Below are 18657 nucleotides of genomic sequence, written 5' to 3' on the forward strand. Positions count from 1 at the left end.
ATATATTTTTACACAATCGCTTGTGTTTGCTTTTTTTTTTGATAATTATTCATTTTTATGTCTATAATATTGTTGATTAATTTGTGAAAATGCTGTTTTTTTTAAACTGAATTTTTATAAAAAGCGCCTGAATTTGATAAGTATTTATATTTTTTTTGAAGGCAGTTATACCAGAATGTTATCAAAACAAACAAATAAAAGCATTGATTTTCAGTATCAATAAATTTGGTTTGAACAGATAACCAAATATTGTGAAAAACCAAACAACGGCACTGGATCCAGAGATAATACATATATTTTAGAATCAGATTAATTATTTACAATGAAGACTTTTTTTTTAACATTCTTGTTTTTAGGATTTTCGGGATACTCACAAGAGAACAGAGATCTTAAGCTATGGTACAATCAACCATCAGGAGAAACATGGGAAAATGCTCTGCCCATTGGTAATGGCTTTCTTGGAGCTATGGTATATGGGAATACTGAACATGAAATTATTCAATTGAATGAAGGTACCGTTTGGAGTGGAAGTCCTAACAGAAATGATAATCCCAATGCAAAAAATGCTTTAGGAGAAATAAGAAACCTTTTATTTCAGGGAGAATACAAAAAGTCTGAAAAATTGATAAATGAAAATATAATAACTAAAAAATCGCATGGGCAGATGTTTCAGCCTGTAGGTAATTTAGAGTTGAGTTTTTCAAATCAACAGAATTATACAGATTATTACCGGGAACTTGATATTGAAAAAGCAATTGCAAAAACTGTATATAAAGTAAATGGAATTACTTACACGAGAGAAGCTTTTACATCATTTCCCGATAGAGTTTTAGTGATTAGATTTTCTGCTGATAAACCAGGGGAATTATCTTTTACAGCAGCTTTTACTTCTCAACATAAAAAACAAAAATTAGAGGTTAATGCTAATAATGAACTTTCGCTTTGGGGTACAACCAGTGATCATGAGGGAGTAGAAGGAAAGGTGAATTTCAATGCACTTGCCAGATTTAAAGTTGATGGAGGCAGTGTACATCATACTGATAGTTCCATAAAAATAGAGAAAGCTAATTCAGTAGTAATCTATGTTGCTATCGCAACTAACTTTGTTAATTATAAGGATATTAGTGGTAAAGAAAGTGAACTGGCAAAATCCTTTTTGGATAAAGCTTTTAATAAGAATTTTGATAAGATGAAAACGTCTCATGTTGCTAATTATCAAAAGTATTTCAAAAGAGTTACACTTGATTTAGGTTCTACAGAAGAATCTAAATTGCCAACTGATCAAAGATTAGCTAATTTTAGAGATGTATTAGATCCTTCATTTGTGACTTTGTATTATCAGTATGGACGTTATTTGTTGATTTCATCTTCACAACCCGGTGGACAACCAGCTAATTTACAAGGTATTTGGAATGGAAATATGAGGCCAGCTTGGGACAGTAAATATACCATAAACATTAACACAGAAATGAATTATTGGCCGGCCGAAAAGACAAATCTGTCTGAAATGCATGAACCTTTATTAAAAATGGTGCGAGAGCTTTCTGAGACTGGAAAAGAAACGGCAAAAGTTATGTATGGAGCCGGAGGCTGGGTAGCACATCACAATACAGATATTTGGAGAATAAATGGCCCGGTTGATGGTGCAACATGGGGGGTATGGAATGCTGGAGGAGGATGGTTAAGTCAGCATTTATGGGAGCATTATTTATATATCGGAGATAAAAAATTTCTTGAATCAGTATATGAAGTTTTGAAAGGTGCAGCTATTTTTTATTCTGATTTTTTAGTTAAGGATCCAGCAAATGGTTGGTTAGTTGTAGCTCCGGGAAATTCTCCTGAAAATGCGCCAAAAGCACATCAAGGTTCAGCAATAACTGCGGGTTCTACTATGGATAATCAAATTGTATTTGATGTTTTTAGTGTGGCTATAAAGGCATCAGAAGTGTTAGGAAAAGATAAAGAATTTGCAGATAGCCTTAGAACGATGCGTAAAATGTTACCACCCATGCAGATTGGGAAATACAATCAATTGCAGGAATGGTTAGATGATGTAGATAATCCTAAAGATAATCATCGTCATATTTCACATTTATATGGTTTATATCCTTCTAATCAAATTTCGGCTTATAGAACTCCGGAACTTTTTGCTGCTGCAAATAATACCTTATTGCAAAGAGGAGATGTTTCTACTGGTTGGAGTATGGGATGGAAGATAAATTGGTGGGCTAAAATGCAAGATGGAAATCATGCTTATAAATTGATAAAAAATCAATTAACTCCGCTTGGAATAAACGAAGGAGGAGGAACTTATAATAATCTTTTTGACGCACATCCGCCTTTTCAAATTGATGGGAATTTTGGTTGTACTTCAGGGATTACCGAAATGCTAATGCAAAGTTCAGATGGTGCCATTCAGTTGCTTCCGGCTTTACCGGATGCTTTAAGTGAATATGGGGAAATAAGCGGTTTGAAAGCAAGAGGCGGTTTTGAAATAAAGGATTTGAAATGGAAACAGGGAAAATTAATTGCAGTAAGTATTCAATCTAATCTCGGTGGAAACTTAAGATTGAGAACTCCAAATGAGATTGTTTTAAAAGACAATAAAAATTTGGAAAAAGCATCAGGAGTTAACTCAAATGTGTTTTATCAATTAGAGGAGATTGAAAAGCCTATTATTTCTAAAGAATCAGATATAAAACCTTTAGATATTAAGTCCTCTTATTTATATGATGTAATGACTACGAAAGGTAAAACATATACTTTTTTGATTAAATAATTTTATAGCAATTTCTTAAAATGAAATATAGAATTTTATATTGTTTGGTTGTATTGTTTATAGCTTCTTCTGTCTTAGCTCAAATGCAATCATTTAACTTGAAACAAGTAAGGCTTAAAGAAGGACCATTTAAAAATGCGCAGGATGTTGATCTTAAATATATTTTGGAGCTTAACCCTGATAGACTTTTAGCTCCTTATTTAATAGCTTCAGGTATTCCTACAAAAGTTGATCGATATGACAATTGGGAAAGTATAGGACTTGATGGACATATTGGAGGTCATTACCTTTCAGCATTATCGATGATGTATGCTTCTACGGGAAATACTGAACTTAAAAACAGATTAGATTACATGCTTTCTGAATTGGAACGTTGTCAGGAAAAAAATGGTAATGGTTATGTAGGAGGAGTTCCTAATGGAAAAGTTTTTTGGGATCGAATTCATAATGGAGATATTGATGGCAGTGGTTTTGGATTGAATAATACTTGGGTTCCTATTTATAATATACATAAACTGTTTGCAGGTTTAAATGATGCTTATCATTATACTGGTAGTGAAAAAGCAAAAGTCATTTTAATAAAATTAGGAGATTGGTTTATTGAATTAATTCGTCCACTTTCTGATGAGCAAATCGAAAAAATTTTAAAAACAGAACATGGTGGTATAAATGAATCTTTTGCCGATTTGTATATTATTACAAAAGATAAAAAATACCTTCAAACAGCTGAAAAAATTTCACACAAGGCTTTTTTGAATCCTCTTCTGAAAAAAGAGGATAAATTAACGGGTATGCATGCTAATACACAAATACCTAAGGTTATCGGTTTTGAGAAAATTGCAACACTTTCAGCTAATAAAGAATGGTCAGACGCAGTACAGTTTTTTTGGGAAAATGTTACGCAAAAGCGTAGTGTAGCCTTTGGAGGGAATAGTGTGGCTGAGCATTTCAATCCAATAGATGATTTTAGCGGTATGTTGAAGTCAAATCAAGGTCCTGAAACCTGTAATTCCTACAATATGGAACGCTTGAGTAGAGCTTTGTTTTTGGATAAAAATGATGTGAGTTATCTTGATTTTTATGAGCGTACTCTTTACAATCATATTTTATCTAGTCAGCATCCTGAAAAAGGCGGATTTGTTTATTTTACACCTATCCGACCTAACCATTATCGTGTATATTCTCAACCAGAAACAAGTATGTGGTGCTGTGTAGGATCAGGACTTGAAAATCATACTAAATATGGTGAATTAATTTATAGCCATTCGAATAATGATGTTTTTGTAAATCTTTTTATTCCTTCAACTTTAAACTGGGAAGAAAAAGGAATACAGTTAGAACAAACTACAAGATTCCCTTATGAGAACAATACGGAATTAGTAGTAAAATTGAAGAACTCTAAAAACTTTGTTTTGAATATTCGTTATCCAAAATGGGCTGAAAATTTCGAAATTTTGGTGAATGGAAAAGCACAAAAAATAGAATCTAAACCTTCTGCTTATGTTGCGATTTCCAGAAAATGGAAATCAGGTGATAAGATAACCATTAAATTTAAAACTTCTACACATTTAGAAAGTCTGCCTGATGGATCAAACTGGAGAGCTTTTGTCAATGGACCGATTGTATTAGCCGCCAAAACATCTACTGAAGGATTAGATGGATTATTTGCTGATAATAGCCGAATGGGACATGCAACAAGAGGAAAGTATATTCCTTTAGACAAAGCATACGCATTAGTGGGTGAAAAATCGGCTTATGTTTCAAAGCTTAAGGAGTTGGGTAATATGCGTTTTAGTTTAGATTCATTAGAATTAGAGCCTTTCTTCGAAGTGCATGATGCTCGTTATCAAATGTATTTTCAAACCTATTCAAAAGATGAATATAAAGAAAAACAAGCATTATTGAAACAACAGGAGATTGAAGCTATGGCTGTTGAAGCTAAAACAGTTGATAAAATAAATTGTGGGGAACAACAACCTGAAGTAGATCATCTTTATAAAGGTGAAAAAAGTAATTCCGGTTATGATGATGGTAAGTTTTGGAGAAGTACACGTTCCTATATTTCGTATCAAATGTTGAATAAAAATAATCAGGGAAAGTTTTTAGACATAAGTATTTTGGATGAATTGAAAATGGATAATATTAATATTCTTATTAACGAAAAGCCAGTTGAGATAGTTTCTTTAGAAAAGAAAATGATTAGAATAAATATTGATAAACTTGAAGTTGTTAATGTTAAAATAGTGGCTAAGGAAGGAAATAATAGCCCAAAGTTTTGTCAATTGAGAATTGTAAAATAAACGAATAAAATATAGAGGAATAAAAACAAATGTGTTTGATCTATAATGGATTATTTTCTAAAAGAGAGTGTATAATAAATTAGAATTACGATGAAAAGGCGTAATATAATTTTTGCATGTATGGCTATATCATTGCAAGGTTTAACTTATGTAAAAGGATAAGACAAAGTACTTTCTGAAAAGAAATCATCCAAAATGTCTTTGCTCATCAAGTAATAGCTAACCCATATCTTCCATTGAAATGGAAAGATTCCAAATTTACAAAATTAGTTATCAAATAAGCACATGGCGGGAATCTAGGATTGCGGCTGCCAAATTACTATGAAACAAAAGTCAGGAGCTGAACTGGCAGTCGCAAATGGAGAAAATCTTAACCCGTTTTATTTTGTTAATGAAACGCCAGCCGTATTAATATCTTCAGAATCAAAAATAAAACCGTTTAATATTAAAACAACTATCCTTGTTGATATGCACACTAATAAAGGAAATGTTATTTCCCTGGTAAGCAAATAAATGTTTTAAAAAATAAATGTAAAATAAATCGGGATGTAAAAAATAACATCTTATGAAGTGTTTTGGTCTTGTGTTTTTCCTGAAGATGTAAATGGTTGAATTATCAATGTAACCATTGAAGGATGTGAAAATAAATTCTTTGGTTATGATAATTATGAAGGTGAAGTAAACACAGCGCCCAATGGTTAAATCGACTGTAAAATAAATACTATGGGATTTATGTAAATCAAGGTGAAAGCGCTTTTAGACTTTTATTTTCTCTGTTATCATAAATAATTTTTGAAAACACCTGTTTCATTTTTACTGCATATAGATTTTATTGAAAAATCATTTGAGTTTTTTTAGCCAAAAAACAAATATCGTTTGATGCTTTTTAGTTGAATTCGGCTTCAATTACCGTTATATATCCACACATAAAGAATGTTATTGTAAGTAATTTTTTTTACAAGAATAATGATAATTAGTAAGGGGGGCTATTTTGTGTTTTTAGTCCTATTTATTATGATATGCTCTTTTATATGGTATGATTTTCAGGAAAATGTAATTAATATTAGTGATTATACATATTTAATTTTTATGTAACGTAGTGTAAAGCATGTGTAACAGGTTAGTAATTCTTATCCGGTTTTAACAAATATATTTGAATTATTATTCTTTTGAGACAGAATATAGGGAGGGAGAAATTATACAGAAAATGAATTATTTAAAATCATGAAGTTAAAAAATATTTTAGTGCTTGTCGTTATATTTTTTTCTTGTCTTACTTGGGCACAAAAAATAATGCTAAAATCTCCAAATCAAAAAATTGAGGCAGCATTGTATGCCAGTAAGGGTGATAATAAGGATGAATGGTATTTGCAACTATCATATCATACTGATAAAAATACATCCGAGATTCTTTCAAAAGTAAATCTTGGGCTTTCTCGAAGCGATCAAAAATTTTCAAAAGAACTTCTTTTTCTAAAAGCATCTAAGCTCAAAATGATAAAAGAACATTATGAACTTCCTTTTGGTAAAAAATTAGTTCGTGATAATGAAGCCAATGAAATAATTGTCTCGTTTGAAAATCCTGGTAAGGCTAAATTAAATTTAATTATAAGAACCTATAATGATGGAGTTACATTTCGATATGAATTTCCCGAAAAAAAGGGTTCGTTTACTATAGAAGAAGAATTAACAGCTTATCAAATACCTAAGGAAAGTAAACGATGGTTAGAGAAATGGAATCCTGCCAATGAAGGTTTATATGCAGTTTCTAGTGATGATAAAATACAGCAGCAGGATTGGTGTTATCCAGCACTATTTAACTCGGTTGATAAATCATGTTGGTTTCTGTTACATGAGGCTGATTTAGATCGCAGTTATTGTGGGACAAAACTCAGTAATGCCCAAGATATAAATACCTATAAGCTTACATTCCCTGACCCTAAAGACGCCAGAGGGACGGGTTTGTCAAATCCAAGTATTTCGTTGCCATGGAAATCACCTTGGAGGGTAATTACTATCGGAAGTTTAGCAGATATTGTAGAGAGTACATTGGTTGAAGATGTGTCAACCCCAACTCGTTTTAAAACAACTCAATGGATAAAACCGGGTAAAGTATCTTGGAATTACTGGTCAAGTAACCACGGAACTAAAGATTATAAAACAGTATGTGAGTTTGCCGATTTAGCAGTAAATATGAATTGGCCTTATACACTTTTGGATTGGGAATGGGACGGAATGGGCAATGGGGGAAATCTTGAAGATGCTTTAAAATACATATATTCAAAAGGAATAAAACCATTGATGTGGTATAACTCCGGCGGAGATCATACCTGGGTGTCTTCTACTCCAAAAGACAGAATGCTTACTCATAAAAATAGGGTGGAAGAATTTACAAAGCTCAAAAAAATTAGGTGTTGCTGGAGTTAAAGTCGATTTTTTTGAAAGTGAAAAACAAGATATGATAAAATATTACCTTGATATTTTGGAGGATGCTGCCCAGTTTGAAATGATGGTCTATTTTCATGGGTGTATTGTACCACGGGGTTGGTCACGGACTTTTCCTAATTTAATGACTTATGAAGCAGTACGTGGAGCCGAATGGTATAATAATGGCCCTGAATTTTCTATAACAGCACCAGAGCATAACACCGTTTTGCCCTTTACAAGAAATGTAGTCGGAGCGATGGATTATACTCCTGTGACTTTTACGAATTCTCAGTTTCCGCATCATACTTCTTATGGGCATGAGCTTGCTCTTTCTATAATTTTTGAATCCCCATTGCAGCATTTAGCAGACAGACCGGAAGGTTATTATGAACTGCCGGATGAGGTAAAAACTTTTTTGAAAGAAGTACCCACAGCTTGGGACAATACGAAACTTCTTGATGGCTATCCTGGACAAGAAGTTACTATAGCGCGCCAAAAAGGGGATTCTTGGTATATAGGAGGTATTAATGCCTCTGAACGCGAAGAAAAAACAAAAAAAATAAAGCTGGTTTTTTTGAAAGAAGGTGTTAGTTATCGTGTAGTTATAATTGCAGACGGGAGACACGACAAGGATTTTAATTCACAGGTAATTGAAGTAAATAAAAATTCGGCTGTTGAGGTAAAATTACTTCGCAGAGGAGGTTTTGTTGTTTCTTTAAATCCAATACAAAATTAAGCAGTATCAAAATGCAAAGATTCATATACATTTTAATTTTAGGTTTATTCTCCTGTTCAATTAGTGCACAGCAGTATAAAAAGCACATTTTGACTACGGATAGACTATCAATAGAATTATCTGAAGGCGTACTTAACATAATTCCTCTTACTGAAAAATTAATACGGGTGCAATACGAAATTGGAAATTCAAAAGAAGCTCAAGAGTTTGTTTTCATTAATAAACCTAAAGTTCCCGGTTTTACATTAAAAGAAAGTGCAACGAGTTTAAAATTGAGCACAAAAGCAATAACAGTTGCATTTGATAAAAAAACAAGTACTATTCAGTATAGCGATAAATCCGGTAAAGTGTTTCTTTCCGAGAAGGTAAATTCGAGGTTAATGAAACCTAGTACCATCATGGGAGAAACTTGTTTTGTGGCCGAACAGGGATTTGAATCTCCACAAAATGAATATTTGTTTGGATTAGGACAATTTCAAGATGGTTTTTATAATTTAAAAAATATTACTCGAAAGTTAATTCAGGTAAATTCACAGATTGCTATTCCATTTTTGGTGTCCAATAAGGGATATGGACTTTTATGGCACCAATATGGTCTGACTTATTTTAATCCAACTAACCAAAATATTCCTTTGGTTAAAAATGCTATAAACCAAGACGAAAATCGAGAAGCTGAAGTAACAACCACAGCAGGTACGCAAAGGGTTTCACAACAGCAATCCGTTTATTCGGGCAGTTTTTCTGTGGCTAAAGACGGTGAATATTCTCTAATGCTTGACCTTGGAGATATGGATAGTAATCATTTAGTTATTATTGATAATATAGATGTAATCAATCAATCCAATTTATGGTTGCCGCCGGCCGTGAGTAAATTAGTTCAGTTAAAAGCAGGAGCACATACTGTCAAAGTAGTTTGTAAATCGAGTAACACACCGTCGCTTAGTTTAAAACTTTCTAATAATGAAACGGTTTTCAATTCACCAAATGCTAAATCGCTTGATTATATAGTTTTTTCGGGAAAAGACACAGACGAAATTATCGCTGGTTATCGCAGCCTAACCGGTAATGTCCCTATGCTGCCAAAATGGGCTTTTGGTTTCTGGCAATGTCGTGAAAGATATACTTCTGGCGAGCATTTGGTTTCTACAATTAAAGAATTTAGAAAACGTAATTTGCCTGTGGATGTAATTGTGCAGGACTGGCAGTATTGGGGGAAATATGGTTGGGGAGTGCCTAAATTTGACGAAACACATTATCCTGAACCAGAAAAATTCATAAAAGAGATTCATGATTTGAATGCTCATTTTTCGGTTTCTGTTTGGGAAAATCTGAATAAAGAATCAGAAATTGGTAAGGAATATTTATCTAAAAATTTATTTATTCCCAATAGTCCGTGGATAGATATTTTTAATACGGAAACACAAAAAGCACATTGGAACGCACTCAATAAAAATTTATTTGCACTTGGTGTGGATTCTTGGTGGATGGATGCTACTGAACCCGAAAATGATGCACTGAGAGGGAAACAAACTTATTTTGGTCTGGGAGATTTTTATAGGTTAACCTATCCATTATTTGTTAGTAAGGCTGTCTATGAAGGTCAAAGAAATGCAAATCCAGAAAAACGTGTAGCAATTCTTACCCGTTCAGCTTTTTTAGGACAACAGCGTTATGGAACCATCAATTGGTCGGGGGATATCGGTTGGGACTGGGATACCTATAAACGTCAAATAGAAGCAGGGCTAAATTATAATCTTACAGGTATGCCTTATTGGACAACTGATATAGGTGGTTTCTTCCGACCAGGTCAGGGACAATATACTGACGAAAAGTATCATGAGATACTCACCCGCTGGTTCCAATGGGGTACTTTCAATCCAATATTCCGTATTCATGGATACCAAACAGAAACCGAACCTTGGAAATATGGCGAAAAAGTAGAGAATAATATGCGTTCTATGATGAATCTTAGGTATCAGCTGCTGCCTTATATTTATTCTGAAGCGTGGCAAATATCCAAGAATAATTCAACTTTAATGAGGCCACTAATTATGGATTTCAATAATGATTCAATTGCTGTCAGCCAAGCTTATGAGTATATGTTTGGTAAAGCATTTTTGATAGCACCGGTCACAGCTCCCGATGTTACTAATTGGGATGTTTATTTACCAAATAATACTGCCTGGTATGACTTCTGGACTGGTAAACGATTTGAAGGTGGGCAAACTATAGCTGCTCCGGCTCCATTAGATAAAATTCCGGTTTTTGTAAAAGAAGGCTCAATTGTGCCTATGGGGAATGCCGTTCAAAATACACAAACAAAGCAGGATATTCTTGAAGTGCGTGTGTATACAGGCAAAGATGCTGAGTTTACTCTTTATGATGATGAAGGAGATAATTACAATTATGAAAAAGGAAAATATATTGAAATTCCAATGATTTGGAATGAAAAGAATCAAAGCTTGACTATAGGTAAACAAATTGGTAATTACCAAGATCAGACAAAGGTGTATGCAATGAATATTGTATGGATGTCTGGAAAACAGAATGATAATACTGTTAAAACAATAGAATATACAGGTAAGCAAGTAGTGGTAAAAAAGTAATTTCAGATTAAAACTGAAATAAGGATAGATAATAATTAGAAACTAAAAAACTGATAATATGAAATTTAAGATTAAAATTCTATTGGTATTTTGTGGTTTGTCAATGATTAAAGTGACGGCGCAAAATCCTATTATAAAAAATATTTTTACTGCAGATCCTTCACCTCTTGTACATAAAGGCATACTGTATTTGTATACAGGGCATGATGTAGCAACAGAACATGATACTAATTATAAAATGTCCGATTGGCACGTATTTTCTACAACAGACATGGCAACTTGGAAAGATCATGGAGCACTGCTTTCGCCAGGTACATTTTCGTGGGCTACCGGGGATGCTTATGCTGCGCAGTGTGTTGAGAGAAAAGGAAAGTTTTACTGGTTTGTTTCTACGTTTCACAAAAAAGATGATGTAAGCGCTGGCGGTGCCGCAATAGGTGTAGCGGTTTCTGACAGTCCTACAGGTCCTTTTAAAGATGCCATTGGTAAGGCTCTTGTAATAAACGAAATGACTACAGATATGACATACGCCTGGGACGATATTGACCCCACCGTATTTGTAGATGATGACGGACAAGCTTATTTATTTTGGGGTAATGGAAGCTGTAAATGGGTAAAACTTAAAGACAATATGATCGAAATGGACGGACCTATCACCACTTTTAAACCTAAAAATTACATTGAAGGACCATGGGTTTATAAAAGAAAAAATCTTTACTATCTAGTTTATCCAAGTGTTGGTACAAAACCAGAAATGATAGAATACTGCACAGCTCCAAATCCAGCGGGACCATGGACTTATCAAGGTATTATCCAAGATAATGTAACAAATAGTTTTACTACCCATCCAGGTATTATTGACTATAAAGGGAAATCATACTTTTTTTACCATAATGGAAGTCTCCCTACTGGCGGTAGTTATAGACGTTCTGTTTGTGTTGACTATATGTATTATAATGAGGACGGAACGATTCAAAAAATTCTGCAGACAACTGAAGGCGTAGCCAAGGTAAAATAAAATATACACCTTAGATTCAAATTTATACGATGAAAAATAAAATTAGTATCATTTTTACCTGCCTGATTTTAATTATGCAAACGACAGCATTTTCTCAAAAAACGACAGCCACAAATCCTGTAATTTATGCAGATGTACCTGATTTATCTATGATTAGGGTAGGAGATACGTATTACATGAGCAGCACTACAATGCACATGAATCCCGGAGTGCCCATTATGAAATCGAAGGATTTGATAAACTGGAAACTGGTTAGTTATGCATACGAAATATTGGAAAACGATGGTGATAAACTGAATCTTGATAATGAAAAAAATGATTACGGGCGTGGTTCATGGGCAAGCAGCCTTCGTTATCATAATGGGACTTATTATGTAAGCACTTTTTCAGGAACAACAGGTAAAACATACATATTTTCAACAAAAGATATTGAAAAAGGCCCTTGGAAAAGAATTGTTTTAAATAATTCTTACCATGATCATTCGCTATTATTTGATGATGATGGTAAGGTTTACCTGGTTTGGGGAGCAGGAAAAATCGAGATTATAGAATTGCAAAATGACCTTTCAGCTGTTAAAGTAGAAACAAAAAGAGTTTTAATCGAAAATGCACATGCGCCCGCAGGAGACAATATAATGCTGCCGTCAGAAGGCTCTCAGCTTTTTAAAATTAAAGGAAAATATTATTTGTTTAATATTTGCTGGCCAAAAGGAGGGATGCGTACCGTAGTGATACATCGGGCAGATAAAATAACAGGTCCGTGGGAAGGCAGAATAGGCTTGCAGGATTTAGGCGTTGCGCAAGGCGGACTTATTGATACACCTGATGGAAAATGGTATTCTTACTTGTTTAGAGATTACGGTGGTGTTGGCCGTATTCCTTATCTGGTTCCTGTAAAATGGGAAAATGAATGGCCTGTATTGGGAGAAAATGGAAAAGTGCCTGAATATCTGGATTTACCAGCAAATAAAAGTCTTATTCCGGATATTGTGAACTCTGATGATTTTACCCGAAAAAATGGAAAAAATGAGCTGCCATTGGTGTGGCAGTGGAATCATAATCCTGATAATTCACTTTGGTCCCTCAAAGAAAGAAAAGGCTATTTACGATTAAAAACAGGCCGAATCGACAGCAGTTTTCTTCAGGCTAAAAACACTTTGACCCAAAGAACTTTTGGTCCTGAATGTTCCGCATCTACATTGATAGATATATCTAAAATGAAAGAGGGCGATATTGCCGGACTTTCATTATTGCAAAAAGATTTTGGTTTTGTAGCTGTAAAAGTGGAAAACGGTGTAAAGAAAATGATAATGACAGCTGCTGAAAAAGGAACTACAAAAGAAATCGAAAGTGTTTCTTTAAATCAGGATAAAATATATTTTAAAGCAGAATGTAATTTCAAAGACAGGGCTGATACAGGAAGATTTTTTTACAGTCTGGACGGAAAAAAATGGATCAGCATTGGTAATACAATAAAACTACCTTACACCATTCCGCATTTTATGGGATATCGATTTGGACTATTCAATTATGCTACAAAAAATACAGGCGGACTTGTAGATTTTGATTATTTCAATATTGATGATAAAATTTCAAAGGCAAATTAATTTCTGCGCTTTATCTAAAACATAGCTATTAACTCTCTGAAACCAAAATATGAAAATCAATAATCTCATCATTATAACTTTGTTTTCAATATTCAGCTTAAATGCACAGCAATATCCTTTTCAGAATCCTTCTCTGAGCTCAGAGCAAAGGGCTAAGGATTTAATTTCAAGATTGACACTTGAAGAAAAAGCAGTATTGATGTGCGATCAGTCTGATGCTATTCCGAGACTTGGCATTAAAAAATTTAACTGGTGGAGTGAAGCATTACACGGATATGCAAATAATGATAATGTAACTGTTTTTCCGGAACCTATTGGTATGGCTGCCTCATTTGACGATCAGTTTGTTTATAAAGTATTTGATGCGGTATCGGATGAAGCAAGGGCAAAATACAATCAGTGGATTCAGAGCGCAAACGAAAACAAACGCTTTTTAAGTCTCTCAGTATGGACTCCTAATGTCAATATTTTTAGGGATCCGCGTTGGGGACGTGGTCAGGAAACCTATGGCGAAGATCCTTATTTAACTTCCCGAATGGGAATTTCTGTTGTAAAAGGATTACAAGGCCCGGCAGATGCTAAATACCGTAAACTTTTAGCGTGTGCAAAACACTATGCCGTTCACTCCGGACCTGAATGGAGCAGACACGAACTGAATCTCAATAATGTAAATCCACGTGAATTATATGAAACTTATCTGCCTGCCTTCAAATCATTAGTACAGGATGCCGATGTACGTCAGGTAATGTGTGCCTATCAGCGTGTGGACGATGAACCTTGCTGCAGCAATACCCGCCTTTTGCAGCGTATTTTGCGTGACGAATGGGGATTTAAATATTTAGTTGTTTCAGATTGCGGAGCAGTTACAGATTTTTACACCACTCACAAAGTTTCATCAGATGCTGTACATGCTGCTTCCAAAGCGGTACTTGCAGGAACTGACGTAGAATGTGTTTGGGAAAAATATCCTTTTAAAGAACTCCCAAAGGCTGTGGCAAAAGATTTAATCAAAGAATCAGATATTGATAAAAGCCTGCTACGTGTTCTAACAGGCCGTTTTGACTTAGGAGAAATGGATGATGATGCCATTGTACCGTGGACAAAAATTCCTGCATCGGTGCTTAATAGTAAAGAGCATCAGCAATTAGCACTTGAAATGGCTCAAAAAACGATGACGCTTCTGCAAAATAAAAATAATATTCTTCCTTTAAATAAAACGGCTGGCAAGATCGGACTTATTGGTCCAAATGCAGATAATGAGCCAATGTTATGGGGAAATTATAATGGTACACCGGTTAGAACAATTACGATCAAAAGCGGAATCGAATCTAAAATGGGAGCAGATAAAATCGTTTATGACAAAGCCTGTGATTTAGTAGAAGATAAAGTGACTCAGACCTATTTTGACCAAATTTCATTTGAAGGTAAAAAAGGAATGAAAGCTACTTATTGGAATAATCCCAACAGAGAAGGAGCGAGGGTTATATCCCAACAAATTGTAAATCCAATGAAGATGACAACTGCAGGTCAGCACGAGTTTGCTTCAGGAGTTAAATTGGAAGGTTTTTCTGCAAAATACGAAGCAGAATATACAGCGAAACAAAACGATACACTTGTATTTAAAACGGGTATTACCGGAGCTTTTGAACTACTGGTTAATGGTAAATCAATTTCAAAATATAACAATTGGAGAACGGTACCATCCAATATCCCATTTGTTGTTGAAGCCGGGAAAAAATATAAAATTGAAATTCTGTATGCGCAGTCAAACAATTGGCAGGCTAATCTTGAATTCGATTTTGGAAAAGGTTTTGATGTAGATTTCAGCAAACTAATCCAAAAATTAAAAGGGATTGATACTGTGGTTTTTGTTGGCGGACTTTCGACTTTGCTTGAAGGTGAAGAAATGCCTGTTTCTTATCCCGGCTTTAAAGATGGTGACCGTACCAATATTGAACTTCCGGCTGTTCAGAGAAAATGTTTAAAAGAATTAAAAGCTGCAGGTAAAAAAGTAATTTTTGTAAACTGTTCAGGTTCAGCTATCGCTTTAACACCTGAAACTTCAAGCTGTGAAGCCATTTTACAGGCATGGTATCCGGGTGAATCCGGAGGTCAGGCTGTTGCAGATGTACTTTTTGGAGATTATAATCCTTCAGGAAAGCTTCCGGTTTCATTTTATAAAAATTCAGATATACTAGGTAATTTCGAAGATTATTCTATGAAGAATCGCACTTACAGATACACTACAGATGTTTTATTCCCTTTTGGTTATGGTTTAAGCTATTCTAAATTTAATATTGGAGCAGGTAAATTGAGTAAAACAAATATAAAACCAACTGAAAATACACAGTTAAGTTTTCCAATACAAAATACCAGTAAGCGTGAAGGAACTGAAATTGTTCAGGTGTATGTGAGAAAGGTAAATGATACTGACGGTCCTTTAAAAACATTAAAAGCTTTTAAACGAATCAATTTAAAAGCAGGTGAAAAGCAGAATGCAACTATAGATTTGCCGGCATCTTCATTTGAATTCTATGATACAAAAATCAATCAGATGAATGTAGTTCAGGGAGAATACGAAGTTCATTATGGGAATAGCTCAGATCCTAAAGATTTAAAAATTCTAAAAATTTCAATTCAGTAAATTCAAATCATTAATTTGATTGTAAGAATTTATAATATTAAAAAAACTTTTGTTTATGAAAAAGGTATATTTCACATTACTGACCATATTTTTAATGAGCTTAGCAGCTAAAGCTCAATCTTATCAAAAAACACAATTAGGATTAAAAGCAGTCATTAATGCAACAGTTGTAGAAATTCAGGTTTACAGTCCTCAAATTGTCAGAGTGATCAAATATCCTGAAAAAGACAATTTTCAGAAAAAAAGTTTGTCGGTAATTAAAAACCCGGAAAAGACAAAATTTAGCATTGATAAAAAAGCGGATAAGATTTTACTAAAAACAGATGCTTTGCAAGTTATTCTTAATAGTAATACCGGAAGCGTTTCATTTACAAGCCATACCGGAAAAGCATTGTTGAACGAAAAAGAATCAGGTACCGTTTTTACTGATTTTAATGATACTGGAAGCAAAACGTATACAGTAACGCAATCTTTTATTCTGGACAAAAAAGAATCTGTTTATGGCCTTGGAATTCTTCAAAATGGAAAAATGTCGCAGCGAAATCAAAAAGTCCACATGGTGCAGAATAATACGTGGGATTTTGTCACTTTTTTTCAATCGGATAAAGGATATGGACTGTTTTGGGATAATTATTCACCAACTGATTTTAGCGATAATCCGGAAGAAACTTCTTTTAAATCAGAAGTTGGAGACGGAGTTGACTACTATTTTATGGGTGGAGGGAATGCTGACGGAGTAATTGCTAATATGCGTAGCTTGACAGGTCAGGTACCGATGTTTCCTAAATGGACTTTTGGTTTCTGGCAAAGCCGCGAGCGGTATAAAAGCCAAAATGAAACGGTTGAGGTGGTAAAAAAGTACCGTGATTTAGGAGTTCCTCTTGATGGTATTATTCAGGATTGGCAGTATTGGGGCGATAATTATCATTGGAATGGTATGAATTTTTTAAATCCTGAATTTTCGAAACCGCAGCAAATGGTTGATGATATTCACAATCTGAATGCACACCTGATTATATCAATCTGGTCATCTTTTGGACCCAAAACACCTCAATTTCAGGAGCTGAAAGAAAAAAATATGCTGATGGATTTTCAAACCTGGCCTCAGTCCGGAAAAGATGTCTGGCCACCTGATATGAACTTTCCTTCAGGAGTGCAGGTTTATGATCCTTATAATCCCGAAGCAAGGGATATTTACTGGAAATACCTCAATAAAGGATTGTTTTCTTTTGGAATCGACGGCTGGTGGATGGATTCTACAGAACCTGATCATTTAGACTTTAAACCAAAAGATTTTGATAATAAAACATTTTTAGGATCATTCAGAAAGGTTAGAAATGCTTTTCCATTAATGACCGTTGGTGGGGTTTATACGCATCAGCGTGAAGTATCATCAGATAAAAGGGTTTTTATTTTGACCCGTTCGGCCTTTGCTGGTCAACAGCGTTACGGAGCGAACACCTGGTCTGGCGATGTTAATTCTACATGGGATATGTTGCGCAAACAAATACCTGCCGGACTCAATTTCTCTCTCTGTGGTATCCCGTATTGGAATACTGATATTGGAGGTTTTTTTGCAGGAGCCTATAACAAAGGCGAATATGCCGGTTCGGGAGCTAAAAATCCGGCCTATCAGGAATTATATGTAAGATGGCTGCAATTTGGAGCCTTTACTCCAATGATGCGTTCCCACGGTACGGATATTCCCAGAGAAATCTATCAATTTGGTCAAAAAGGAGAAACGGTTTATGATGCAATCGAGAAGACCATTAATTTGCGTTATGCCTTACTGCCTTATATTTATTCGAATGCCTGGAAAGTTACCACTGGACAATCGAGCATGTTGCGTGCTTTAATGATGGATTTTGAAGATGATAAAGTAAAAGACATGAATAGTGAGTATTTATTTGGTCAGTCGATATTGGTAGCTCCGGTGATCAATGCACAATATACTCCAGAGACAATTGTAAAAACAAATGAAGATACCGGCTGGGATAAAAAAGACACTTCTGATAAACCTAAAACACTGGCTGTTGATTTCACTCAGAAAAAATCGAAAAAAGTTTATTTGCCGGCAGGTGCAATCTGGTATGACTTCTGGACAAATAATAAATACAATGGCGGGCAGGAGATGGAACAGGAAACAACAATAGATAAAATTCCATTATTTGTAAAAGCAGGTTCCATAATTCCAATAGGACCTAAAGTGCAATATGTTAATGAAAAGAAATGGGACGACCTTGAAATTAGAATTTACGAAGGAGCTGATGGCGAATTTACCCTTTATGAAGATGAAGGAGATAATTATAATTATGAAAAAGGAAAATATGCAACAATTACATTTAAGTGGAATGATTTGAAAAAAACATTGACTGTTAGTAAGCAAAAAGGATCTTTTTCCGGAATGTTAAAAGAGCGAAAATTTAAAGTTGTCAAAGCTTCTTCAAAAACAGGAATATCAGATACGGCAAGTGAACAAATTGACAAAGTTATTAGTTATAACGGGAATGAGGTTTCAATTAAATTGTAAAAAATATAAT

10 protein-coding genes are annotated in these 18657 nt (G+C 34.4%); all 10 read left to right on the forward strand.

Translation table 11 applies throughout. The features are described 5' to 3' along the window. The first annotated feature begins 322 nt into the window (after positions 1–322). On the forward strand, positions 323–2779 hold the full coding sequence (locus tag ABEG11_RS05115) for a glycoside hydrolase family 95 protein (RefSeq protein ID WP_348823127.1): 2457 nt from the start codon (positions 323–325) through the stop codon (positions 2777–2779). 20 nt (positions 2780–2799) lie between these two features. Continuing rightward, positions 2800–5079 carry a glycoside hydrolase family 127 protein gene (locus ABEG11_RS05120; protein ID WP_348823128.1) on the forward strand — a complete coding sequence of 760 codons (2280 nt, stop codon included), beginning with the start codon at positions 2800–2802 and terminating at the stop codon, positions 5077–5079. A 321-nt stretch (positions 5080–5400) separates the two neighbouring features. Then, positions 5401–5592, forward strand: coding sequence for a hypothetical protein (locus ABEG11_RS05125; protein ID WP_348823129.1), 192 nt, complete (start codon positions 5401–5403; stop codon positions 5590–5592). A 711-nt stretch (positions 5593–6303) separates the two neighbouring features. Beyond that, positions 6304–7506, forward strand: coding sequence for a glycoside hydrolase family 97 N-terminal domain-containing protein (locus ABEG11_RS05130; RefSeq protein ID WP_348823130.1), 1203 nt, complete (start codon positions 6304–6306; stop codon positions 7504–7506). Further along, a complete protein-coding gene (locus ABEG11_RS05135; RefSeq protein WP_348823362.1) occupies positions 7454–8242 on the forward strand; it encodes a glycoside hydrolase family 97 C-terminal domain-containing protein in 789 nt (262 codons plus the stop codon). Before ABEG11_RS05130 ends, ABEG11_RS05135 begins: the two co-directional genes overlap by 53 nt. A gap of 89 nt (positions 8243–8331) precedes the next feature. Further along, positions 8332–10848, forward strand: coding sequence for a glycoside hydrolase family 31 protein (locus ABEG11_RS05140; RefSeq protein ID WP_348823131.1), 2517 nt, complete (start codon positions 8332–8334; stop codon positions 10846–10848). 58 nt (positions 10849–10906) lie between these two features. Continuing rightward, positions 10907–11866, forward strand: a complete 960-nt coding sequence (locus tag ABEG11_RS05145) for a glycoside hydrolase family 43 protein (RefSeq protein ID WP_348823132.1) — start codon at positions 10907–10909, stop codon at positions 11864–11866. A 29-nt stretch (positions 11867–11895) separates the two neighbouring features. Beyond that, positions 11896–13473, forward strand: a complete 1578-nt coding sequence (locus ABEG11_RS05150; RefSeq protein ID WP_348823133.1) for a glycoside hydrolase family 43 protein — start codon at positions 11896–11898, stop codon at positions 13471–13473. Positions 13474–13522: 49 nt separating this feature from the next. After that, the gene (gene xyl3A / locus ABEG11_RS05155) at positions 13523–16117 is read left to right on the forward strand and encodes a xylan 1,4-beta-xylosidase (protein WP_348823134.1); all 2595 of its coding nucleotides are present in this window, start codon (positions 13523–13525) and stop codon (positions 16115–16117) included. Positions 16118–16172: 55 nt separating this feature from the next. Next, the gene (locus ABEG11_RS05160; RefSeq protein ID WP_348823135.1) at positions 16173–18647 is read left to right on the forward strand and encodes a glycoside hydrolase family 31 protein; all 2475 of its coding nucleotides are present in this window, start codon (positions 16173–16175) and stop codon (positions 18645–18647) included. The last annotated feature ends 10 nt before the right edge of the window (positions 18648–18657 follow it).

The organism is Flavobacterium aestuarii, from assembly GCF_040049115.1.
GTDB classification, from domain to species: Bacteria; Bacteroidota; Bacteroidia; order Flavobacteriales; family Flavobacteriaceae; genus Flavobacterium; species Flavobacterium aestuarii.

Coding starts and splice junctions, on each gene's coding strand:
- ABEG11_RS05115 (WP_348823127.1), top strand. CDS start 323: ATGAAGACTTTTTTTTTAACATTCTTGTTTTTAGGATTTTCGGGATAC.
- ABEG11_RS05120 (WP_348823128.1), top strand. CDS start 2,800: ATGAAATATAGAATTTTATATTGTTTGGTTGTATTGTTTATAGCTTCT.
- ABEG11_RS05125 (WP_348823129.1), top strand. CDS start 5,401: ATGAAACAAAAGTCAGGAGCTGAACTGGCAGTCGCAAATGGAGAAAAT.
- ABEG11_RS05130 (WP_348823130.1), top strand. CDS start 6,304: ATGAAGTTAAAAAATATTTTAGTGCTTGTCGTTATATTTTTTTCTTGT.
- ABEG11_RS05145 (WP_348823132.1), top strand. CDS start 10,907: ATGAAATTTAAGATTAAAATTCTATTGGTATTTTGTGGTTTGTCAATG.
- ABEG11_RS05150 (WP_348823133.1), top strand. CDS start 11,896: ATGAAAAATAAAATTAGTATCATTTTTACCTGCCTGATTTTAATTATG.
- xyl3A (WP_348823134.1), top strand. CDS start 13,523: ATGAAAATCAATAATCTCATCATTATAACTTTGTTTTCAATATTCAGC.
- ABEG11_RS05160 (WP_348823135.1), top strand. CDS start 16,173: ATGAAAAAGGTATATTTCACATTACTGACCATATTTTTAATGAGCTTA.